General features: G+C 54.0%; 20 protein-coding genes. 7 read left to right on the forward strand and 13 right to left on the reverse strand.

What is annotated here, in order from left to right:
* The first annotated feature begins 84 nt into the window (after positions 1-84).
* A complete protein-coding gene (locus GWQ29_RS11505; protein WP_275919470.1) occupies positions 85-1,515 on the forward strand; it encodes a wax ester/triacylglycerol synthase family O-acyltransferase in 1,431 nt (476 codons plus the stop codon).
* A gap of 79 nt (positions 1,516-1,594) precedes the next feature.
* On the opposite strand, the gene GWQ29_RS11510 is transcribed toward GWQ29_RS11505, so the two are convergent.
* The 4 genes from GWQ29_RS11510 to GWQ29_RS11525 form a co-directional block, all read right to left on the reverse strand.
* Positions 1,595-2,395 carry a hypothetical protein gene (locus tag GWQ29_RS11510; RefSeq protein ID WP_275919471.1) on the reverse strand — a complete coding sequence of 267 codons (801 nt, stop codon included), beginning with the start codon at positions 2,393-2,395 and terminating at the stop codon, positions 1,595-1,597.
* 13 nt (positions 2,396-2,408) lie between these two features.
* On the reverse strand, positions 2,409-3,077 hold the full coding sequence (locus GWQ29_RS11515; protein WP_275907029.1) for a TetR/AcrR family transcriptional regulator: 669 nt from the start codon (positions 3,075-3,077) through the stop codon (positions 2,409-2,411).
* A gap of 1 nt (position 3,078) precedes the next feature.
* Entirely contained in the window at positions 3,079-4,263 is a 1,185-nt protein-coding gene (locus tag GWQ29_RS11520) for a patatin-like phospholipase family protein (protein ID WP_265462310.1), read from the reverse strand.
* Between the two features lie 93 nt (positions 4,264-4,356).
* On the reverse strand, positions 4,357-4,935 hold the full coding sequence (locus GWQ29_RS11525; protein ID WP_265432648.1) for a phasin family protein: 579 nt from the start codon (positions 4,933-4,935) through the stop codon (positions 4,357-4,359).
* Between the two features lie 245 nt (positions 4,936-5,180).
* On the opposite strand from GWQ29_RS11525, the gene GWQ29_RS11530 reads away from it, so the two are divergent.
* Positions 5,181-7,151 carry an SDR family oxidoreductase gene (locus GWQ29_RS11530; protein WP_099993235.1) on the forward strand — a complete coding sequence of 657 codons (1,971 nt, stop codon included), beginning with the start codon at positions 5,181-5,183 and terminating at the stop codon, positions 7,149-7,151.
* A 49-nt stretch (positions 7,152-7,200) separates the two neighbouring features.
* Here the strand turns inward: GWQ29_RS11530 and GWQ29_RS11535 are convergent, their stop codons facing one another.
* A complete protein-coding gene (locus GWQ29_RS11535; protein ID WP_265422004.1) occupies positions 7,201-8,097 on the reverse strand; it encodes an alpha/beta fold hydrolase in 897 nt (298 codons plus the stop codon).
* A gap of 171 nt (positions 8,098-8,268) precedes the next feature.
* On the opposite strand from GWQ29_RS11535, the gene GWQ29_RS11540 reads away from it, so the two are divergent.
* The 4 genes from GWQ29_RS11540 to GWQ29_RS11555 all read left to right on the forward strand — a co-directional run bounded on the left by GWQ29_RS11540 (position 8,269) and on the right by GWQ29_RS11555 (position 12,488).
* Entirely contained in the window at positions 8,269-8,589 is a 321-nt protein-coding gene (locus GWQ29_RS11540) for a YebG family protein (protein WP_265422003.1), read from the forward strand.
* Between the two features lie 300 nt (positions 8,590-8,889).
* Entirely contained in the window at positions 8,890-10,167 is a 1,278-nt protein-coding gene (locus GWQ29_RS11545) for a site-specific integrase (protein ID WP_265422002.1), read from the forward strand.
* A gap of 404 nt (positions 10,168-10,571) precedes the next feature.
* Complete coding sequence (locus GWQ29_RS11550; RefSeq protein ID WP_272947731.1) at positions 10,572-10,766, forward strand: DUF3653 domain-containing protein; 195 nt, start codon at positions 10,572-10,574, stop codon at positions 10,764-10,766.
* A 732-nt stretch (positions 10,767-11,498) separates the two neighbouring features.
* Complete coding sequence (locus GWQ29_RS11555; protein ID WP_275919472.1) at positions 11,499-12,488, forward strand: DUF2971 domain-containing protein; 990 nt, start codon at positions 11,499-11,501, stop codon at positions 12,486-12,488.
* Between the two features lie 255 nt (positions 12,489-12,743).
* Here the strand turns inward: GWQ29_RS11555 and GWQ29_RS11560 are convergent, their stop codons facing one another.
* From GWQ29_RS11560 to GWQ29_RS11595, 8 genes are all read right to left on the reverse strand, one after another.
* The gene (locus GWQ29_RS11560) at positions 12,744-13,946 is read right to left on the reverse strand and encodes a zonular occludens toxin domain-containing protein (protein ID WP_275919473.1); all 1,203 of its coding nucleotides are present in this window, start codon (positions 13,944-13,946) and stop codon (positions 12,744-12,746) included.
* A complete protein-coding gene (locus tag GWQ29_RS11565) occupies positions 13,947-14,261 on the reverse strand; it encodes a DUF2523 family protein (RefSeq protein ID WP_275919474.1) in 315 nt (104 codons plus the stop codon).
* A 3-nt stretch (positions 14,262-14,264) separates the two neighbouring features.
* The gene (locus GWQ29_RS11570) at positions 14,265-15,518 is read right to left on the reverse strand and encodes a hypothetical protein (protein WP_275919475.1); all 1,254 of its coding nucleotides are present in this window, start codon (positions 15,516-15,518) and stop codon (positions 14,265-14,267) included.
* Between the two features lie 202 nt (positions 15,519-15,720).
* On the reverse strand, positions 15,721-15,939 hold the full coding sequence (locus tag GWQ29_RS11575) for a major coat protein (RefSeq protein ID WP_265456639.1): 219 nt from the start codon (positions 15,937-15,939) through the stop codon (positions 15,721-15,723).
* Between the two features lie 299 nt (positions 15,940-16,238).
* Positions 16,239-16,559 (reverse strand): hypothetical protein, encoded by a 321-nt coding sequence (locus GWQ29_RS11580; RefSeq protein WP_059167776.1) that lies wholly within the window; start codon positions 16,557-16,559, stop codon positions 16,239-16,241.
* Positions 16,560-16,591: 32 nt separating this feature from the next.
* Entirely contained in the window at positions 16,592-18,097 is a 1,506-nt protein-coding gene (locus GWQ29_RS11585) for a replication initiation factor domain-containing protein (RefSeq protein WP_058393904.1), read from the reverse strand.
* On the reverse strand, positions 18,094-18,255 hold the full coding sequence (locus GWQ29_RS11590) for a hypothetical protein (protein WP_158003961.1): 162 nt from the start codon (positions 18,253-18,255) through the stop codon (positions 18,094-18,096). The genes GWQ29_RS11585 and GWQ29_RS11590 overlap by 4 nt, the downstream gene beginning before the upstream one ends.
* Positions 18,242-18,493 carry a hypothetical protein gene (locus tag GWQ29_RS11595; protein WP_275919476.1) on the reverse strand — a complete coding sequence of 84 codons (252 nt, stop codon included), beginning with the start codon at positions 18,491-18,493 and terminating at the stop codon, positions 18,242-18,244. The genes GWQ29_RS11590 and GWQ29_RS11595 overlap by 14 nt, the downstream gene beginning before the upstream one ends.
* A 48-nt stretch (positions 18,494-18,541) precedes the next feature.
* Between GWQ29_RS11595 and GWQ29_RS11600 the strand changes: the two genes are divergently transcribed.
* Positions 18,542-19,009: a helix-turn-helix domain-containing protein gene (locus GWQ29_RS11600; RefSeq protein ID WP_275919477.1), complete on the forward strand. Its 468-nt coding sequence runs from the start codon at positions 18,542-18,544 to the stop codon at positions 19,007-19,009.
* The last annotated feature ends 40 nt before the right edge of the window (positions 19,010-19,049 follow it).

Below are 19,049 nucleotides of genomic sequence, written 5' to 3' on the forward strand. Positions count from 1 at the left end.
ATACGACTCCTGTTTGTTCGCCATCGATATTGCAGTCTTCATGGGAAGATGGCGGACAAATAAGCGAAACGGTAGGAAAAAACCATGTCACCGTGTGAACTTATCTCCTGTGTCGATACCGCCTGGCTGCGGATGGACAGACCCAACAATTTGATGCAAATCGTCGGTGTGCTGATGTTTGACGGTCAGCTCGACGAGGCCCAGCTGCGTACCAGTCTCGAGTACACCATACGGGTACAGCCCAGATTTCACCAAAAGGCCAGCATGGAGGGGGGGGAGTACTACTGGCGTGACGATCCCGATTTCGATCTCGATTTGCACCTCAAGCGGGTGATCCTGCCGGGCAAGGCTGGCAAGGCCGAGCTGGAGCGGCTGGTGGCCGACTTTGCCTCCACCCCGCTCAACCATCAGCGCCCCCTGTGGGAGATGCACCTGGTGGATACCTCCCTCGGTGGTCAGGCGCTGGTGGTTCGCTTTCATCATGCCATGGGAGATGGATTCTCCCTGGTGCGCGCTCTGCTCACCATGATGGATGAGAGCCCGGTGTCCGCGCCGCGCCCGCAGCCCGAGCCCCTGGCCAGCGACCATGATGACGACCACGACGCTCATCAGGGCAGTCGCCTGCTGCGAGCCGGTCTCAAGCTGACCGGCACCCTCTGGTCCAAGTATGTCGAAGTGCTGACCCATCCCACCAAGGCGATGGACTACCTCAAGATAAGCCGGGATGTGACCGCCGAGCTCTACACCATCGCCACCCTCTCAGACGATGCCAGGACACGGCTGAAAGGGGAGACAGGCAGCACCAAGCGGGTGGCCTGGTCTGAACAGATACCGCTACCGGATGTGAAGGCGGTAGGACGGGTGCTCGGCTGTTCAGTCAACGATCTGCTGATTGCCGCCACCGCAGGAGCGCTTCGCCACTATCTGATTGAGAAAGGGGATGACGCCGATGGTGTCGCAATACGGGCCCTGGTGCCGGTCAATATGCGCGCCCCCGACGACAACGGTGCCCTTGGCAACCGGTTCGGGCTGGTGGCCATGGACTTGCCTCTGGATATCGAACACCCGCTGCAACGGCTGCATGCGGTGCGAGAGCGGATGCAGGCGCTCAAGTCCTCCCTGCAACCAGCCGTGGTGCTGAACCTGCTGGAGATAATGGGCATGGCCCCCAAGGCCTTGCAACAGCAGACCATCGATATTCTCTCGGCCAAGGCCAGCGCCGTCATCACCAATGTGCCCGGTCCCCAGCAGACCCTTTATCTGGCCGGTGCCCGTCTGCGCCAGCCCCTGTTCTGGGTGCCCCAGGCGGGTGACATAGGTGTCGGTGTCTCCATCCTCTCCTATGACAACAAGGTGCAACTTGGCCTCATCACCGACAAGAAGCGGGTGCCGGACCCTGACCTTATCGTCGACCGCTTTGCCGTGGAGTTTGAACAACTACTGTTGCTGGTGCTGATGGAACCGGATCTGGTCTATGACCCTGCGGTACTCGAGCAACTGCTGCAAGGAGACTAAGCGTACCGAGCAAGCTGTCTTACAGGAAAACAAAGAGGCCAACCCAAGGGTTGGCCTCTTTCATGGCCACAAGGCGGCGTTATTCGTCCTCCAGCTCCTCACGGGCCGCTTCCACATCGAGCCGCTCCATGGCATCCATGGGCTCACACTCGGCAGCCTCGGCATAGAGCGCTTCGGCCGCCGCCATCTTGCTCTTGCCATGCATCATCACCATGGCATTGGCGTACTCCATGCGGGCGATGGCAGAGTGGGGCAGTATGGCCAACGCAGCCTTGAAGTGACGCTCAGCTTCGTCTTTTTTGGCACCATAGGTGATCCCGCCGATCATGGCGCCCAGCTTGTCGATGATCTCCGCATGCCAGGCACCGAAGGCGATGTGGGCCTCGGCATGCTCGGGGGCCAGTGTCAGTGCTTTTTCCAGACTGGTTTTTATCTTGTCACCTATCCCTTGTGACAGAGCCTTGGAGACCGAGATCACCTGGCTATAGCGACCCAGCGCCAGGGCGTGGAAATACCAGCCGTTGGCATTGTCGGGCTGACGCTTTTGCAACTGTTCGGCGTTGCTGGCGGCCAGCTCGAATGCCGCCCGCTTGGCGTATTTGTCATCCAGCAGGTAGCTGGCGTGGATCACCAGCGCCTTGTTCATCACGTTGAGGCCCGCGTCCCCCGCCGCATTCCCCAATGCCACCGCCTGACCGAAGTCACCGGCATGGTAGGCACGCCAGGCCGCTTGCACCTGAGCGTCTTGAGGCCAGGGTTCTGCATCCCCCTGATGCAGGCGAGCCCAATGTTGCTTGAGACCCGCCCCCGCGTAGTCATAGGCCGCGTCCGGCCAGGGGAACGGGGTGAACTCGGACAATTTTTGCTGTGAAATGGTCATGTTGTGCTCCCTGTTAAAAATCGGAATTGGGTGCCCGCGTCGCAAGGGACGGGCAGTAATGCATGGCGATGGCATCCAGATGGGCACGGGCATTGGGCCGCAGACGAGGGGCCACCAGCTGCATTACCTGAAACACCCCGAGGGCGATGTCGGCATCGGCCCGCGGGTGCAGTGCCCGTTGATAGGAGATCCAGAAGGTGCCCACCAGCGCGATATTGGCCGCCAGGGCCGCGATCTGGGCGTCGCTGCCCTGCAGCAAGCCACTGCCGGACAGGCTGTGACAAATGGCGGCGGCGGTCTGTTCCTTGCGCCGCAGCAGAGCAGAGAAGCGCAGCTCCACCTTGTGATTGCCGCTCATCAGGGTGCTGATGTCATAGTAGAAGAAGCGATATTTCCAGATGAGTTCGAACATCAGGTGCAAGAAGAACCAGATATCTTCTGTTTCATCCAGCGGAGGGGTGACGGTGTCGAGCAGATGAGCCATCTCCTGTTCGAACTCGCCGAACAGGGCGTTGACTATCTCTTCCTTGTTGTGAAAGTGGTAATAGAGATTGCCCGGACTCATCTCCAGCTCGGCCGCGATGGCGGAGGTGGTGACGGTCGGCTCACCCAGCAGGTTGAACTGGGTGAGGGCGGTGGCCAAGATCCGCTCCCGCGTTCGCCGCTTTGGTTTGCTCTCCATGCTACTCCTTCGGTTGCCGGCGGCTCTTGCCGCCATAACGATGGGTCAACCAATGTTGCAATTGGGTCAGGGAGGCATCCAGTGCCGCGACCGAGCCAGTCCCCGGAGTGAGCAGGGAGCGCTGCTGATCGGCCAGCGCCCCCAGATTGAGCTCAAGCCCATGCTTGGCGAGGATGGGGCCAAGTTCAGCCCGGCGCTGCCACAGATCACGACGGGTATGCTGGAAGGCGTGCTCGCACAGGTGGCGGCGATCCCGATAGCTGAACACATTGGCAAAAAACATTTCGCCATCAGCCTGGGAGGGCTCGAACAGCAAGGCGTCGGCATCCGGGTACTGATGCTTGTAGCGATCCATCCCCACGTGCATGCGCGAATGTATGATGGCGCGAAAGGTCTGGGCCAGCACCACAGGCAAACCACTGTCCACCAGATTGGCGGGGCGCTCGCTGGCGATCCCCGCATCGAACGGCACCAGCGGGTTGATGCAAAACACCAGATCGGCTCCCTCCTGCAGTGCCACCGAGGCATGCAGCGTCTTGATCAGCGCACCGTCCACATAGTGACGGCCATTGATCAATGACGGTGGAAACAGGCCGGGCAGGGCAGCAGAGGCTTGTACCGCCGCCGAAATGGGCACATCGTCGAGCCCCGGGCTGCCAAATGCCACGGCGCGGCCTGTGTCGAGCTCGGTGGCGATGACGAACAGGCGGCTCTTGAGTTTGCGAAAGTCATTGCTGCGGCCACGGCGAGAGAAAAATTGGGTCAGGAAGCGATCCACCCCGCGGCTGTCAAACAAACCTGTCGGGATCGCTTTGGACATGCCTTGCAAGGAGCCGAGTAAGCTTTTGTTCCAGGGGGCGGAGAGGTAATCGGCCAGGCACTCCCACGCCAATGGCGGCAGTGAGGTCAGTCGGTCAAGGTATTCACCGAAAGCGGGGCGCAGCAGGGTAGAGGGGTCGAAAAACTCGCTGCTGTCATCGCTGAGCAGGATCCGCACCAGCTTGTCGGGGGAAATGCCATTGGCCAGCGCCGAGGCAACGACGGCACCTGAACTGACCCCCACATAAATATCGGCCTGTTCGAAACGCAGCCCCTTGATACTGTCGGCCAGGGCGGCGCAGGCTCCGATCTCGTAAATCCCCCCCAGAGGACCCCCTCCAGCGAGGGCAATCGCAATCGTGCTCATGACACAGCCTCCCTTCTCAAGCAAAACCGGCCCAGCAAGAGGGCATGGGCCGGTCAATCACTATGCCAGGCCAAGCAGGTCTGGCCGGTCAGATCAGGAGAGGGTGGTCTCGCCCTTCTCCTTGACATCCTTGGCGACTTTTTCTACCTCGGACGCCAACGCCTTGACCTCTTCTTTCACCTTGGCGATGGGGGCTGCGGCCTTTTTCACCGGTGGCTTCCTGGCCGCCGGTTTCTTGGCGACAGTGGCGGAGGCAGGTTTGGCTTCGGCAGCCGGTGCAACCGTGTCATCCTGTGCATCGACCAGTTGCTGTACTACTTCGGTCAGCTCGGCCATCCGCTTGGAGAGCTTGTCGATATCCTTGCGGGTCGGGATACCGAGGCTGGCAACGGCGCGGGCCACGCGATCCTCGAACACTTGTTCCAGACGGCCCCAGGTCCCTGTGGTCTTGTCAGTGATGGCCGCGATCTTTTCGTCGGCACTCTGACGGGTGCGGGTCTGCAATGCTTCGCCTTCCTGCACCAGGGCTTCGAAGATCTTGCCCCCTTCCTCTTGTGCCTTGGCATAGGCACCCAAGCCCGCCAGCCAGATCTGCTGGGTGGATTCTTTGATGGTCGAGGTGAGCTGGTTGTCGGTCACCGAGCTTGCCAGCGATTTCAATTTCTTGGCCATGATTGTTTCCTTACTGGAGAGTGGGATGAGGTAATGACAACAACCTTGGAACATTCGTTGTGGCATTACTGAGCTTTCATTCTCAGTCTATGGGGAAAAAATAGAGGGTTCTACCTAATAACGGAACAGGCAGTCGTGGTAATTTTGGTCTCGGTCACGAAGATGATGTTCGAATGCATATTTCCAATTGAAGCGTGATATATCTAACGACAACTAACAGCCCAATCAGTAAGGGAATAAATACCATGGACTATTTCATCACGGGGGGCAGCGGTTTTATCGGCCGCCGACTGATAAAAAAACTGCTGCAGCGCCCGAATAGCCGGGTGCATTTCTTGATGCGCGCAGCCCATCTTGAGCGGGTACCCGAATTGCTGGCTTACTGGGGAGTCGACGAGCAAAGGGCCATCCCGATCGTCGGAGACATGACCCATCCCCAACTCGGAGTGAGCGCCACCGAGCAGGAACCACTCGTCGGCAATATCGATCACTTCCTCCATCTCGCTGCCATCTATGACCTCAACGCCAAGGCGGGTATTCAGCAGCAGGTCAATACTGAGGGCACCCGTCAGGCGCTGCAACTGGCCGAACGACTCGGCGCTCGCTGCTTCCATCATTGCAGCTCCATCGCAGTGGCCGGTCTGTTCGACGGCCTGTTTCGTGAAGACATGTTCGATGAGGCAGAACACCTCGACATGCCCTATTTCCAGACCAAGCACGAGGCCGAGGGCATAGTGCGCAAGGAGAGCACCATCCCCTGGCGCATCTACCGACCCGGTATAGTGGTGGGGGATGCCAACACAGGCGAGATGGACAAGGTGGATGGCCCCTATTACTTCTTCAAGACTATCCAGAAGCTGCGGCGCCTGCTGCCGCCCTGGATGCCCGCCATCGGTGTCGAGGGGGGGCGCATCAACCTGGTGCCGGTCAACTTCGTGGTGGATGCCATCGATCACATCGCCCATCTGGACGGAGAGGACAACAAGGCATTTCACCTGACCGACTCCCATCCGATGCGGGTTGGCGACATGCTGAGCACCTTCTCCCGCGCGGCCCACGCGCCCGAGCCAGCTATTCGCATCAATGCGGCCCTGTTCAGCTTTATTCCCCGCCACCTGATGGCCATGCTGATGGCACTGACGCCGGTGCGCCGCATTCGCGATGCCGCCATCGCCGATCTCGGTCTGCCCAAGGATATCTTCCGGCTCATCAACTATCCCACCCGCTTCGACAACCGCGAAGCCCAGCGGGTACTGAAAGGAACCGGCATTGAAGTGCCGCCGCTGCACAGCTACGCCTGGCGGTTGTGGGATTACTGGGAGCGTCACCTCGACCCCGAGCTGTTCATCGACCGCACTCTGCGCGGCCGGGTCGAGGGTAAAGTAGTGCTGATCACCGGTGCTACCTCGGGGATCGGCAAGGCCACCGCGAAAAAGCTGGCCGAGGCTGGCGCCAGGGTGCTGACTATTGCCCGGGACGAGCACAAGATTGCACAGACCCAGGCCGAGTTTGCCGAGCAGGGCTTGACCCTGCAAGTCTATCAGGGAGACATGGCGGACCTCGCCCAAGGGGAGGCTATTACCAAACAGATAGTGGCTGAACACGGCGGGGTGGATATCCTCATCAACAATGCCGGCCGCTCCATCCGTCGCGCCATCGAGGACTCCTTCGATCGTTTCCACGATCTGGAGCGCACCATGCAACTCAACTACTTCGGCACCCTCAAGGTAATCATGGGGGTGCTGCCCACCATGATCGAGAAGAAGAAGGGTCACATTATCAATATCTCATCCATCGGGGTGCTGACCAATGCGCCGCGCTTCTCCGCCTACGTGGCCTCCAAGTCGGCGCTCGATGCCTGGGTGCGCACCGCGGCGTCCGAATTTGCGGACAAAGGAGTCAACTTCTCCATCATCAACATGCCGCTGGTGAAAACCCCCATGGTGGCGCCGACCAAGGTGTATGAGCAGGTGCCCATGATGACACCGGAAGAGGCCGCCGATCTGGTGTGCGACACCATCATCAACAAGCATGTACGGCTGGCTACCCGCCTCGGGGTATTTGGTCAGGTGATCCATGCCCTGGCGCCACGAGTGGCCCAGGTGATCATGAACACCAGCTTTCGCACCTTCTCGGATCCCAAAGAGGGCGGCGAGTCCAAAGCCTCTGCGGATCAGATGGCGGTCTCTACCCTTATCAAGGGCATTCACTTCTAACCTGCTTTCATCGATCAAGAGAGAGCACAAACACCAAGGGCCCGAGCAATCAGGCCCTTTTCGTTTCTGGCTGGGAGCGGGCAAGCAGGGTAAGCAGCAGGGCCGTGGTACGGCACGAGTAGATAAGGGAGAGATGGCCAAGGGCTGCGAGCTCTATGTCCTCCATGCCCGCCATCAGCTGACGGGACTGGGGCAACACAAAGTTGTCATGACTGGTGCGCACCGAAATCCCGGGCACACACAGCGGCACTGCGGCGAAGCGTTGCAGCCAGCCAGAGCCTGGCTCCATCTCCCGCGCGTTGTCACCCAGTGCAATGGTCGCCAGCTGGCTGCCCTGATGGGGCGTCGCCAGGGTAATAAGCTGCGCCACCTTGCCACCGCCGGCCAGGGCAAGATAGTCACGGCACACCAGCCCCCCCATGCTATGGCCAATCAACACCAGCTGAGCGGCACCCGTGGCAGCCAGCACTTCATCGATACGCTTGGCCAGCAGGGGTACCATGTCATCGAGATGACCGAAAGGAGGAGTCAGGGTAACGGTGGCGACCACGTGACCGGCCGCTTCCAGACGGGCTCTTTGTACCCGCCAGATCCCGCGACTGCAACCGTAACCGTGAACCAGCAGCAAGGGCAGGGGGGAGGGGGGAAGCCTGTCCGGCGCCATCAGCAGCCGCTCAAATGGTAGCAGCCAGGTGAAGGTAAACAGATAGGCGAGCATCTCCCAAACCACCATGCGTAACCAGGCCCGCAAGCCGATGGCCGGTGCCGGATAGAAGCGGGAGAACCCCCAGGTCAGCAATACCACCAGGCAGCGCAGCCCCAATAGCGTCAATACCACAAACAGCAGGGAGAGCAGGGGAGAGAGGCCAATGACCAGATGCGCGATGCCCCCGAGGAGCATCACTTCAACCAGCAGCAGTATGAGCAGTTGTCTTGTGATCGTCATGAGCCCATCATCCAGCTTGCTTAAAGCGGATGTCAAATGACCCTTTCATCAATGTGATGATGGCCGCGTAATCGGCCACAGTCTCTCATCATCACCCGCTTTATCTGGATATTTGCAATACTGTATATCCGTACATATACTTGTGTTCACTATCATGAGGAGGACGCCATTATGGCTGTTGAAATCAAATATGTTGTCGTGCGTGGGGGAGTGGAAAAGATGACCTTTGCCAGCAAGAAAGAGGCGGATGCCTATGACAAGCTGCTGGATACCGCCGACGAGTTGATGACCTTGCTGGCGGGGGCACCTGTCAATCTTGAACCCGAACAGCAAGAGACCCTGGCCTTCTACCTGGCCGAACAGCGTGACGTACTGCAAAACGTACTACGCGGTGGCAAGGCGCTGGGGAGTACCAAAGAGGATCCCCAACCAATGGAAGAGAAGGCTGACGCTGACAAACCCAAGGGAAAATCCCTCAAGAGCGTGGCGTGAAGGCAAGGGGAGTGAGGCGCCAGGTTGAAACAGTGAAACAACAAGCTCAAACACCCCAAGCTATTCACAATTTAAGAATTTACAGTCAATTTTACGGATATTTACCCCGAGAAATTTCGAACAAGGGTGCATATCCATTGAATAAACATAGAAAATCGCCCAAACGGGTTACAACAGCCGATGCGGCATCGCACACAGCTGGATTTTTTGTCACATCATGATGCCGATAACCCCATTTATCGGCATCAGCTTTTGAACAGAGCACACGGCTCCCATCCTATAGACCAAGCAAGTGCCACCATGACCTCAATGTTACTTCCACCCGCCATGCCGCTGTTTGACGGCCTTGCTCACCTGGAGGCGGGCAATCCCCAGGTCAATCAGTATCTGGCCAACCTCAGCCTGAACGACGTGCCCGATGCAGGCCTCGTCTACGAACTGGCGGTCGACTGGCTGCTGGAGCAACGCCATAACGAGAACAACTACAAAACGTACCGTAGCGAGCTGACGACATTTCTGCACTGGTGTTTCAGCGAGCTGGCCATCAGCCCGAAAGACCTGACCCGGCGCATCATGATGCGCTATCTCGACTATTGCCAGGCGCCACCAGACCAGCTGATTGCCTACCGCAATGTGGCGCAGTTCATCCTCGACAAAGAGTGGGGAGAACGGCTGCCCAATCCGCTGTGGCGGCCGTTCCTCGGCAAACGGGAGCTGGGACGTGAACTGCCGTATCGCCTGAGTGAGCAGGCAATGAAGACCAAACTCGCCATTTTGTCGGCCTTCTTCCAGTTTCTTATCCAGGAAGAGTACATGGACAGAAATCCGGCATTGTTGCTACAACGAGTCAAGCGGCCAATTCAGCAGGAGACCGATGAGCAGAGCCAGGCCTTCACCGAGCTGCAGTGGTCCTATGTCATGCAAGCGACCGAGCGACTGGCAACCGAACAGCCAGAACAGCATGAACGCAGCCGCTTTCTGATAAGCCTGATGTATGCCTGCTATCTGCGCATCTCGGAAGTGGCAGCCAGACCGGGTTTTACGCCCGTCATGGGCCAGTTTCGCCGTGACGGTAAAACCGGCGTCTGGGGCTATTACATTCCACGCAGCAAGGGTGGAAAACGACGTACTGTGGCGGTGTCTCAGGCCTTGCTGGAAGCGCTCAAGCGCTATCGCACTTTCTTGGGGTTAGCGCCATTGCCGGCCCCCAATGAACAAACACCACTCTTTGTACGCCATAAAGCCGCCGCGCATGGCCGTGAACAGGGAGAGCTCAATGCCAATCTCGGTATCCGTCAACTACGTGAACTGGTGATGACGGTTATCCAGACCGCTGCGAATCTGGCCGAACAGGATGGCTTTACCCAGGACGCCGCCGAGATGTGCAATCTGACGCCGCACTCCATTCGCCACACCGGCATTACCCATGACATCAATCTCAATGGTCGACCCTTATCCCATGTTCAAGCTGACGCGGGTCATGACAGCATAGACACCACCTCCAAATATCTGCACACCGGCAACAGTGAACGGCACGAAAGCGCCAACCATAAACCGCTTGATAGGTTGCATGAATGAACGTGTGTTGGTGTGTCGATGAAGAGTGAGAGATAACAAATCAATATGAGTGATACAGTGGCCAACCGAACACGCGCGCTGATAGGAGCAAGAGCTGACGTCATGAACCATGATGAGCACCAACTCGGTATCGTGTTTCATCTCATAAACAAAACCGCGCATAATGCGACGTTTTGTTAAATGCCCATCCGAAACCGGCCGATAAGCCAGCCCACGCAATTTTGCTGGTTTATCAGGTATTTACTTGGATGGAACGAGAGTTGACCAAAAACTTCATATTTCGCTGGTTTGAATGCGGCTTTTCCGTTGAAGAGGTGGCAAATCTATGTTTCGTTTCTGTGAGGCAGGTCACATATTGGGATAAGGGTACAAATATCCCACCTGTCTATAAACGGCTTATGCGTATGGCATCTGGGCGGGAACTGCCCACGATCTTCAAGGCTTGGGAAGGCTGGCGAATGGCGAATGATTGCCTCGTCTCTCCAACCGGCGTGAGGTTCGACAGACGAAGGATCGAGGCCCTGGCCATCATCCAGGTGGAACGATCCGAAAGGCAATTGGCCGCGTTCTACTGGCGGAAGAAACTCGGTATCAGCTAGACAAAGGGGAGGGGGGTGTAAGCCCCCCTTACTTATCCAGGCCTCTCGAAAAGCTCTCGGCCTTATGCTCAAGCACTACAGCATCGAGAGATATGACAATCTTTCGCGGAGGCATAAAGGGCTCTACAACGTGACAGCAAGCTAGGTCTTGCTCTACGGAATCAATTTCCATCAGGAGATCATCAGAACGGCGTCTAACCAAGTCTCCTTTCTTCAAGTCATGCATATGACTCCCCCAGATGTGGTGGGGCCTAAATGGAAAGCATAGCACACTCATACTGGACGATCAGAAGGGGCGCAGCAGAGGATACATCCGTTGACTTGAGGGTAGAGTTTCTCAGCAGCGTTAATCGCCGCCAATGGACTTGGAAAAAGCCCCAGGTAGATGAGCAGAGAGTCCAGCGGTAGATGGTCACAGCTCCCTCTATGAACCTCATGATCCCCGTTGGGTTGTGCTTGTAGGTTCACATAGAAAAGCTCATCAAAAACAGACATACATATCCTTGCTCGAGGACTCTATCTACAGAGTAACACTCTAAACACAAGGGACAATAGACCGGTCACCTATCTTACCGGCAATCCTTGGCATTTTGTGCTCCATAGAGTTGACCATGTGCGCTGCAGGACAGCATAAACCACTAAAGATGTGATCCAGGGTGCCAGGAGGCTCTGTGCAAAGAATTCCCCCCGTATTACTATACGGGGGGGCAAACTTAAAGTATCGAGGGAATTATGAATACACTGTTCAAATACTACTCATCAACACTTGATTTACTACAACATTTAAACGAACCATCAATAAAATTAGCCACTACAACATCACTAAACGATCCGTTCGAGAAAGAACTGAGTGAAGATTTAGCTCTCAACTTAACAAATAAATTACTAGAAAGAGATGTTTACAAAGACAAAAGTAGACGAAAAATTAATGAAATTAAAAATGATTTAATCATTTCATACAAAAACATCAGCAAAAATTATGGAATAGTCTCACTGACTGAAACACACAGAAACTTACTAATGTGGTCTCATTATGGTAGTGCGCATAGAGGTGTATGCATTGGTTATCAGACCGATATGTTTTCAGCTATAGAGCCAATAAAATATGATGTGCCAATGTTCGACCTAAATCCACAGCGTGTTAGATATGACTCAAAAAGATTTGACAGTGATATCCTTTATGATGGGAATAGAACCATAGATATATTAATGCAAGCCATACGGACAAAGAGCGATGAATGGATGTATGAAAAAGAACACCGCAGTATAATTCCACTTGAATATGCAGATAAGATAGTCGTGTACAAACACGCAAACAGCCAATTGCATTCAATAATGCTGCAGTATGAAAACGAGAACAGAATAATAAAAGACGAGACAAACAAAAATGAAAATTTCGACATTTACAATATAAATAGCAACACAAATAAAATTAACGCCGGATATTTAGTCTCACGCGTTGCACATTATGACGGAGTCATGATACTCAAAAACATTTCAATAAAAAAAATAAACTCAATATACTTGGGTAGTAAGTATGAAATCAAAGACACAAAGCCAATTATAGAATATCTAAAATCAGATCCAGAACGTTTTGAACATATAAAGCTCTTTAAATATGAAGTTAATAAAAATGACTTCGTTCTTGATTTAATACCATTAAACAATAAATCACCACTAGACAAAGAACTAGAGAATAGAGCCCTTATTTACCACTTATAATAGCGCCCAGTGGTGCTATGGCATTCCTCCTCCCTCAGACTCGAATAGCCTTAAAAGCCGGTTTAGCAGGGAAGGGGGTGATCCAGTCTCGGGGCTATATCTGCGTGTTCCGCCGCGAGACTTTAGAGGGCCAAATTAGCACCAAGGGGCGGCTTATAGGGGCTACCGCCCCCGTCCTTTAGGGCTTAGGCATCCTTATTTAACATAAATAATGCCATGTCGCGGTTAAGTTTTTATACCCGTTCATGTTTATAGTTATGACCTGTCATCCGATGGCGCGTTTTTGGTATCGCCGCCGGCGAAGAGGGCAGCATTGTATTTCCGGCGCAGGGTATCCCCATCAGGGTCGCAATACACATCCACCGGCTTGCCCTGGTACTTCACCACCGCATGACAGCCGCTTACAGCATCCACGCTGGCAAGCTCATCCGGCCAATCATCGCTATAGAGCGGTTGCACCGCGTCACCCTTGCGCAGTGAGAAGCAATACTCAACGCGATACTCGCCCCGGTGATCCTTCACCAGGACATGACAGCTAATGATGATCCGATGCCCAGCGAATGGCCCTACAGAAAGAACCCCGCTAGGAGACGCAGCAGGAGCGCCGCCAGGACGTACCCCATCAGCGGGAGCACCATCCACCTCCCCAGGAACCGAAGAGGCGTCAGCAGCAGCCTGAGAGGCCTTAGCAGGAACATCAATATACTCAGGCTTGATGAAGCCAAAGAATACACAAAGCCCCCACACCGCCAGAAAAAACAGAATTTTAGGATCTCGTAGTATCGAGCTGCCCGCGATTGTATCCGAGACTTTACCGGTTGTAGTTGAGTCATAAAGCTTGAAAACATACTTGGGCACCTTATTGAATGGCTTGGCTTGCAATACATCAGACATGGACGAACCGGAGTTATCCGAGAGGTGTAATACCGTCTTGTAACGACCACCTATCCCCAATATCGCCATATTTGTATGCCGAATGGCTGTTTCGGCAGAAGCTCGAATTACCTGGTGCACCTTTTTGATGTTCGGAGTCGTAAATACAAAGTCCCAGTTATGGTGACGGTGCATATCAAAGGCCACATCTATGGTTTCCGGTCGCCCATCGTTTTTAGCTGCATCCGGCCCACCTGGATAATCCAGCCGGTCTAAATCAGTCTGCCGCCAGGAAGGCGGAAATATCCGTTGCACCTCATCGACCAGGAAGAACACGCCTTTGGGTGCCCAGTGATAGAAGCGAGCAAAATGATCCCGTCCCTCCTGGGATTCGGTTTCGATATACGTTACCTGGAAGTCATCGGGGACGGCCTTGCCCAGTACCTCCCTGCACCGCTCAGCCGTGAAGCCGCGCACGTTGGTAACGATGTGACGGCCAGCCTTGATGGCGGGTATCACATCGGTGTGAATGGCCCCTGACGACTTGTAGGAGCCTGGAGCGCCGTGGTGGATCTTGATAGACATTTACCACCCCATCATATTGAGCATGAAGCGGGTAACAAACGCCTGGGCGAGGATGGTTAACCCTTTGTCCAGGTGAATGTATAACAGTATCCCTTTCATGGTCGGCGGCAGGGAATTAAAGGATGACGACAGCAATTCACTAAAGTGAACGTTCACCAATATTTCCTTGGCGACATCCCAGGTAAACGTCAACAGAAATAGTTTGAACTCTACCCACTGCACCGCCAAGCGGATGGCCAGCCACGCGCCAAACTGCACCGCCAATTGATATATATCGGCGAAAAACGAATTAAAGAACTCTCCAAGCCATTCCATATATCACCTCTTAAATATGATCATCAGCGCAATGAAATAGAACACAAACATCATTATCGCGGCGAGCGTCTGCCAGTAGTCCCCCGTTGGCGGACAAACCGAATAGGTTTTTCCCTGGTGACTGAATAAATCAAGGCACTCCATCGGGTCAGCAGAACCGGACAGGCTAAAGGTAAAGACCTTCTGCACATCGTCAGAAATAGTCGTGTATTTGTCTGTCAGCGACTTGTTGGCATCATCGAGTTTCTTTTGCATCGCAGGCACATCAAAGAAACAGTCTTTTCCCTGGCAAGCAGAATTATATTTACTGCCCTGGACTGCAAGGGGGTTATCACCGGATCCAGGCATTTTACTGTAATCAATGTCACTACCCTCACCATCGCCACTACCTGAGCCACTACCATCACCCCCAGCACCGCCGTTCCCTTTGAGTATTTCGGCAATCGCCTTGATATTGCGGTTCATTTCAATACTGTTATTCCGCAACTCTTGAGACGTATTCCAATGAAAACTACTAAATGTGGTGTCAAGGTTATGAACGCTCTCTTTTATACTGTTAACATCATATTGATACCCCCTCACTAAATCATAAAAGTTACCCCCTATATTATTTTGAGCGAAATCAGGGCCAAACGTATTAAGATGAAACTGTTTCAGTTCATCATACAATTTTGAGTCATCCCCATCTTTGTCCCCGCCAGGAGATGAAGAACCTAAAGAATCAAGCTTGGCGTTTATTGCATTCAAATATTCATTAGATGTGTTAATTCCACCCAAAAGCTCAGCGCTGTTATTTTTAGTCTGAAGAACATCATTAGACATTTTATCCAAATGGTAGAGAGCTGTTCTCATATCCCTAGCAAATGATTCAGCACTATGAGTAATAGAATTAATGTTATTAGAATCCCGCTTAGTGCCATCCATCAACTGACGAAAAGCAAGACCCAGGTTTTTATTTAGTTTAGCAACGGAACCAGAAACAGAAGTCCCAGTGGCATCACCGACAACGGGCTGAAAATCAAGCCAACCATCAATCGGCTTAGTTCCCGAAGAACCCTCACCAGGAGTTTTACCACTGCCATCCGAATCGCCATCACCGCTGCCATTATCTGACAAGCTACAAGCCGAACCCGTTGTTTCAACAGGCCCCATAGTGTTAGCTAAAGGCAACTCTACGCAAACACCCTTACAATCAACGAGACAGCCACCTAAATCAGAACCTTCAAATTTAAGGCAAACAGGAAGACGTGTCGCCATAGTGACATTACCCAATGGAACACCAGTAGGACACCCCATAACAGCGAATGCAAACGATGGAAAAAATAATAAAAGCCAACCTATGCGCACACAGCCCCCAATATGAAAAAAGGCGACCGAAGCCGCCTTAGATTGAAAAGGATGTTCGCCATCCCTCGACAAAGAACAAAAACCAGAGCGTCCCGATAAGCAGGGACATGGCTTAGGCTTTGCGAATAAGGCTGATCAGGATGCCACAGCCAACAACCAGAGCGACAACCATCATCACCTTGGGTGAAGTGGCATTCACATCGGCCTGAGCCGCTTCAAGTGCCTTGCCCGCAGCATCAGCCGCCCCTGTCCCTTCTGCAAAAGCAGAACCGGAAACAGCAGCAACAGCAGCGATACAACCGTTACGGAACAAGCCTGAAAGTTTTTGCATTATATTTATCCTCTTTTTGCACCAACAATGACACGGGCAATAGCGCCCAATTTGAGGCCAGCGACCCAGATGATTAATCCAAAGCCAAAGGCCATCGTTACCGTGGATGTATCGAATTCAAACCAGCTCGATATATCCGTTAATTTGGTGTGCTCCTGGACAGTCAAGAGCACGTATTGACAGGCATCCCCCTCAGCAAGACGGGCATATCCCTCAGAGGTAATATTTAAACAAAGCATTATCGCGCCCTCGTCGTCGCTCGCTGCGCGCTCTCGCTCCTCCTCCTCGTTGCGCGGCGGTTATACCGGCTTTTTGGTAGGCTGGAAGCCAACAACAACGTTTCGGGTCGGATTCTGGGGATCCGCTTCCAGGATAAGATCCACCGCTACCAATTTAGGGCAGTCGGCCAGCTCTTTAATAGTCGGTGAATCATTGCGCAGGGCCAACTGGCGAACCTCATAGCCCCAGGAGGTGATATTGCACTCCGGCTTGTTTACGTTATTGGCTACCGCCAGATATTCCACCTGGGCGAAGTCATAAGGCACAGGCGCGCCAGATTTACGGGAAACGCCATAACCATGAGTCACACGAGTGACCAGAACACCAGTTAGCAGAGACATATTATTTACCCTTTCTTTGAAGAACCTGATTTTTAGGTCGATACCAAATTATGTGCACCCGATAAAATCTCAGGTGGCAGCGGCATTCTTAACCGTGCGGGAATATCATCTTCTCCCAGGTGCGCAGTTAATTGGTTAACAATCTTCTCTGGGGCTAACCCCTCAATGTTTGCTAACCAATTGACAAGGCGGCCTGCCATCCGAGACATATTAAAAACGGCATTGTCCCTGGACGTTTTGAATTTATTCTTAAACGTGGTCACACGAACCGGCACAGTATCTTCCTGGGAAACTGCATCCAGCCATTTAGCAAATTGCGGATACATCCCCGAAAAATAGGGGTCAGGGTTTACCAGGACGTCCAGTGGAATAATTCTATCCTTGTTGTGTAATTCGCCTTCGGCGCGAACCCAATTAGGATGCTCCTCAGACTGCATCTGTTTTCCCTTTTCATATATGCGAGCGCATTTACCGTTTATCCGGCTACCCACATAAAAGGAACATCCCTTGGTCGGCACCATGCCAAAGCGCTTGGCGATACCCTTGGATATTTCGGAGATCACGAACTCACCTGATTCGATTTTCATCCAGGAAGGCGCACGGCCCCGTTGCGGATGAAACTCGCCAGCCTCAGCGGCAGTGATCGCGCCCTGGTAACTGATGTGGTCGCCGCTGTAATCGTCCAGGGCCAAATCCACCCGCGTGATCCGCACCGATGGAATGTGAGAGATAACAGAGTGCAGAGCCTGGAAGTCCAGGGCCGCACAACCCACACCGGAAAAACTGACCATGCAACCGTGGTTAGCTGCACCCCAACCAATCAGGCCGCAGGGGAGGCCATCACACAGCAGGTCAGCCGAATTGGCGTAGCCATGCAGACCGGAGCGGCGAGGGCGCATAGTGAAGCGCGGCTCAGGAATGGGAACACCGATGCGGGTGTTCAGCTCCTCCAACCATGTCTCCAGCTCAGCGCAGCAGAGGGTGTCCAGGAACTGGACGCCGTAGCTGTCGATCAAGTCGTTATACGCTTCCCAATACTTGGCACCCTCGACCACCTCAAACTCGGAGAACTTGAGCAGGTCAGCGCAGACGGCTTTGAGCTCTTTGCGCATGTCGGCCCGGGATTTGTAATTGGAGTGCAAGGCCCGCTCCATCATTTCGGTCATGGACGGGGTAAAGACGGGGGCAGGGGACTTGGCTATACCTTTGAGGCTCACCCGCTCGGAGGCCTTGTCGTATACCCGCGCCACGGTCGCAGGGGCAGGGGCAACGCCCAACCGCTCAGCCTTGTCATAAAGCCGTTCTGTCACCTTGTCGAAACGGGCGAGGGGAGCAAAGCCCACCGGACGCTTCCACAGGTAACGCAGCCCCTCAACGGGCGGGGCAGACAGCGCCGCCTGGATGGCCTTGTTCTGGGTATCGAAGCGGGGGATGGCCTTCAACAGGGCACCTTGCTTGGCTAACTCAACCATCTGGCGCAACTCAGTAGGTGCCCAGGTGAAGGAGAGATAGTCGATCAGGGTCTTATGGCCGCTCATAGCTGCTTATCCCAGGAGGTGGCCACCAAGCCAACCAGGGTAGCCAGCAGGCAGAGCACCAGCAGCAGACCAAAGCCGACAACAAAGGGCTGGACGCTCACATCCAGGTTGTCGCCGATAACCCCATTTATCGGCATCACGGATCTATGACCAGTCATCGAAAAACACTCCCTGGTCATAGAAGTCTTGCCATGTGTCCTGGGTCACCTCGACCAGCTCAAACGCCGTATCGGGGTAGGTCATGGACAGGTAGATCCGCATTTCATGCAGGTCGCGAAACATCTCAACCTGACCCGCCACACAGGCGGAGTAATCGCCGGTTGGTTCTGCCTGCCAGTAGACCTTGCGCTCAATGAGCGCGGGCAGATCCTGGTTTTGTGGGCTAGAGTGGGTCATATATCACACAATCAAATGGTTGGTTGATGCATTCAACCATGTGGCGAGTTGATTGGAAACAAGCTGTTTTTCGCCAAAATCGGTATGATGGGACGATTGTCTAACCACTCAGGAGACAAAAATATGGACTCTAAAACGCTGCTTCTGGCCTACATGAGGGCCAAAAAGTACAGCCAATTCCAGGAAGTTGCCGCAGACCTAGGATTTACCAGCTCATACATATCAGCTGTGAACAAAGGAAAGTCGCAACTCACTGATGAGACTGCGAAAAAGCTTGCCGAGGAAATTGGCTTGGATGCCAAAGAAGTGCTGTTAAGTCTGGCAGCCGTCAGAGCAACAGACCCCGAACTCAAACAGGCCTGGTATGACATCCTGGCGAAGTACACCAAAGGAGCCGGAACGGCTGTAGCCCTTATGGCTGCGGTGTTCCTGACCCCTAGCCACGGGCATGACCTAACCGCGCATAATGTATATTATGTTAAATTGAGTATCTTGTTTTCTGTTCCCCTAAATTGAACTGTGTATAATGGAAACAAATGATCCTATCTCCGACCGG

Source organism: Aeromonas sp. 2HA2, assembly GCF_029237345.1.
GTDB classification, from domain to species: Bacteria; Pseudomonadota; Gammaproteobacteria; order Enterobacterales; family Aeromonadaceae; genus Aeromonas; species Aeromonas salmonicida.

What these genes read in the sequence shown, in the direction of transcription:
- GWQ29_RS11575 (WP_265456639.1), bottom strand. Translation starts at nt 15,939, where the DNA reads ATGCAAAAACTTTCAGGCTTGTTCCGTAACGGTTGTATCGCTGCTGTT.
- GWQ29_RS11580 (WP_059167776.1), bottom strand. Translation starts at nt 16,559, where the DNA reads ATGTCTCTGCTAACTGGTGTTCTGGTCACTCGTGTGACTCATGGTTAT.
- GWQ29_RS11595 (WP_275919476.1), bottom strand. Translation starts at nt 18,493, where the DNA reads ATGACCCACTCTAGCCCACAAAACCAGGATCTGCCCGCGCTCATTGAG.
- GWQ29_RS11535 (WP_265422004.1), bottom strand. Translation starts at nt 8,097, where the DNA reads ATGACGATCACAAGACAACTGCTCATACTGCTGCTGGTTGAAGTGATG.
- GWQ29_RS11540 (WP_265422003.1), top strand. Translation starts at nt 8,269, where the DNA reads ATGGCTGTTGAAATCAAATATGTTGTCGTGCGTGGGGGAGTGGAAAAG.
- GWQ29_RS11590 (WP_158003961.1), bottom strand. Translation starts at nt 18,255, where the DNA reads ATGACTGGTCATAGATCCGTGATGCCGATAAATGGGGTTATCGGCGAC.
- GWQ29_RS11555 (WP_275919472.1), top strand. Translation starts at nt 11,499, where the DNA reads ATGAATACACTGTTCAAATACTACTCATCAACACTTGATTTACTACAA.
- GWQ29_RS11560 (WP_275919473.1), bottom strand. Translation starts at nt 13,946, where the DNA reads ATGTCTATCAAGATCCACCACGGCGCTCCAGGCTCCTACAAGTCGTCA.
- GWQ29_RS11585 (WP_058393904.1), bottom strand. Translation starts at nt 18,097, where the DNA reads ATGAGCGGCCATAAGACCCTGATCGACTATCTCTCCTTCACCTGGGCA.
- GWQ29_RS11505 (WP_275919470.1), top strand. Translation starts at nt 85, where the DNA reads ATGTCACCGTGTGAACTTATCTCCTGTGTCGATACCGCCTGGCTGCGG.
- GWQ29_RS11545 (WP_265422002.1), top strand. Translation starts at nt 8,890, where the DNA reads ATGACCTCAATGTTACTTCCACCCGCCATGCCGCTGTTTGACGGCCTT.
- GWQ29_RS11515 (WP_275907029.1), bottom strand. Translation starts at nt 3,077, where the DNA reads ATGGAGAGCAAACCAAAGCGGCGAACGCGGGAGCGGATCTTGGCCACC.
- GWQ29_RS11570 (WP_275919475.1), bottom strand. Translation starts at nt 15,518, where the DNA reads ATGGCGACACGTCTTCCTGTTTGCCTTAAATTTGAAGGTTCTGATTTA.
- GWQ29_RS11525 (WP_265432648.1), bottom strand. Translation starts at nt 4,935, where the DNA reads ATGGCCAAGAAATTGAAATCGCTGGCAAGCTCGGTGACCGACAACCAG.
- GWQ29_RS11520 (WP_265462310.1), bottom strand. Translation starts at nt 4,263, where the DNA reads ATGAGCACGATTGCGATTGCCCTCGCTGGAGGGGGTCCTCTGGGGGGG.
- GWQ29_RS11550 (WP_272947731.1), top strand. Translation starts at nt 10,572, where the DNA reads ATGGCATCTGGGCGGGAACTGCCCACGATCTTCAAGGCTTGGGAAGGC.
- GWQ29_RS11510 (WP_275919471.1), bottom strand. Translation starts at nt 2,395, where the DNA reads ATGACCATTTCACAGCAAAAATTGTCCGAGTTCACCCCGTTCCCCTGG.
- GWQ29_RS11565 (WP_275919474.1), bottom strand. Translation starts at nt 14,261, where the DNA reads ATGGAATGGCTTGGAGAGTTCTTTAATTCGTTTTTCGCCGATATATAT.
- GWQ29_RS11530 (WP_099993235.1), top strand. Translation starts at nt 5,181, where the DNA reads ATGGACTATTTCATCACGGGGGGCAGCGGTTTTATCGGCCGCCGACTG.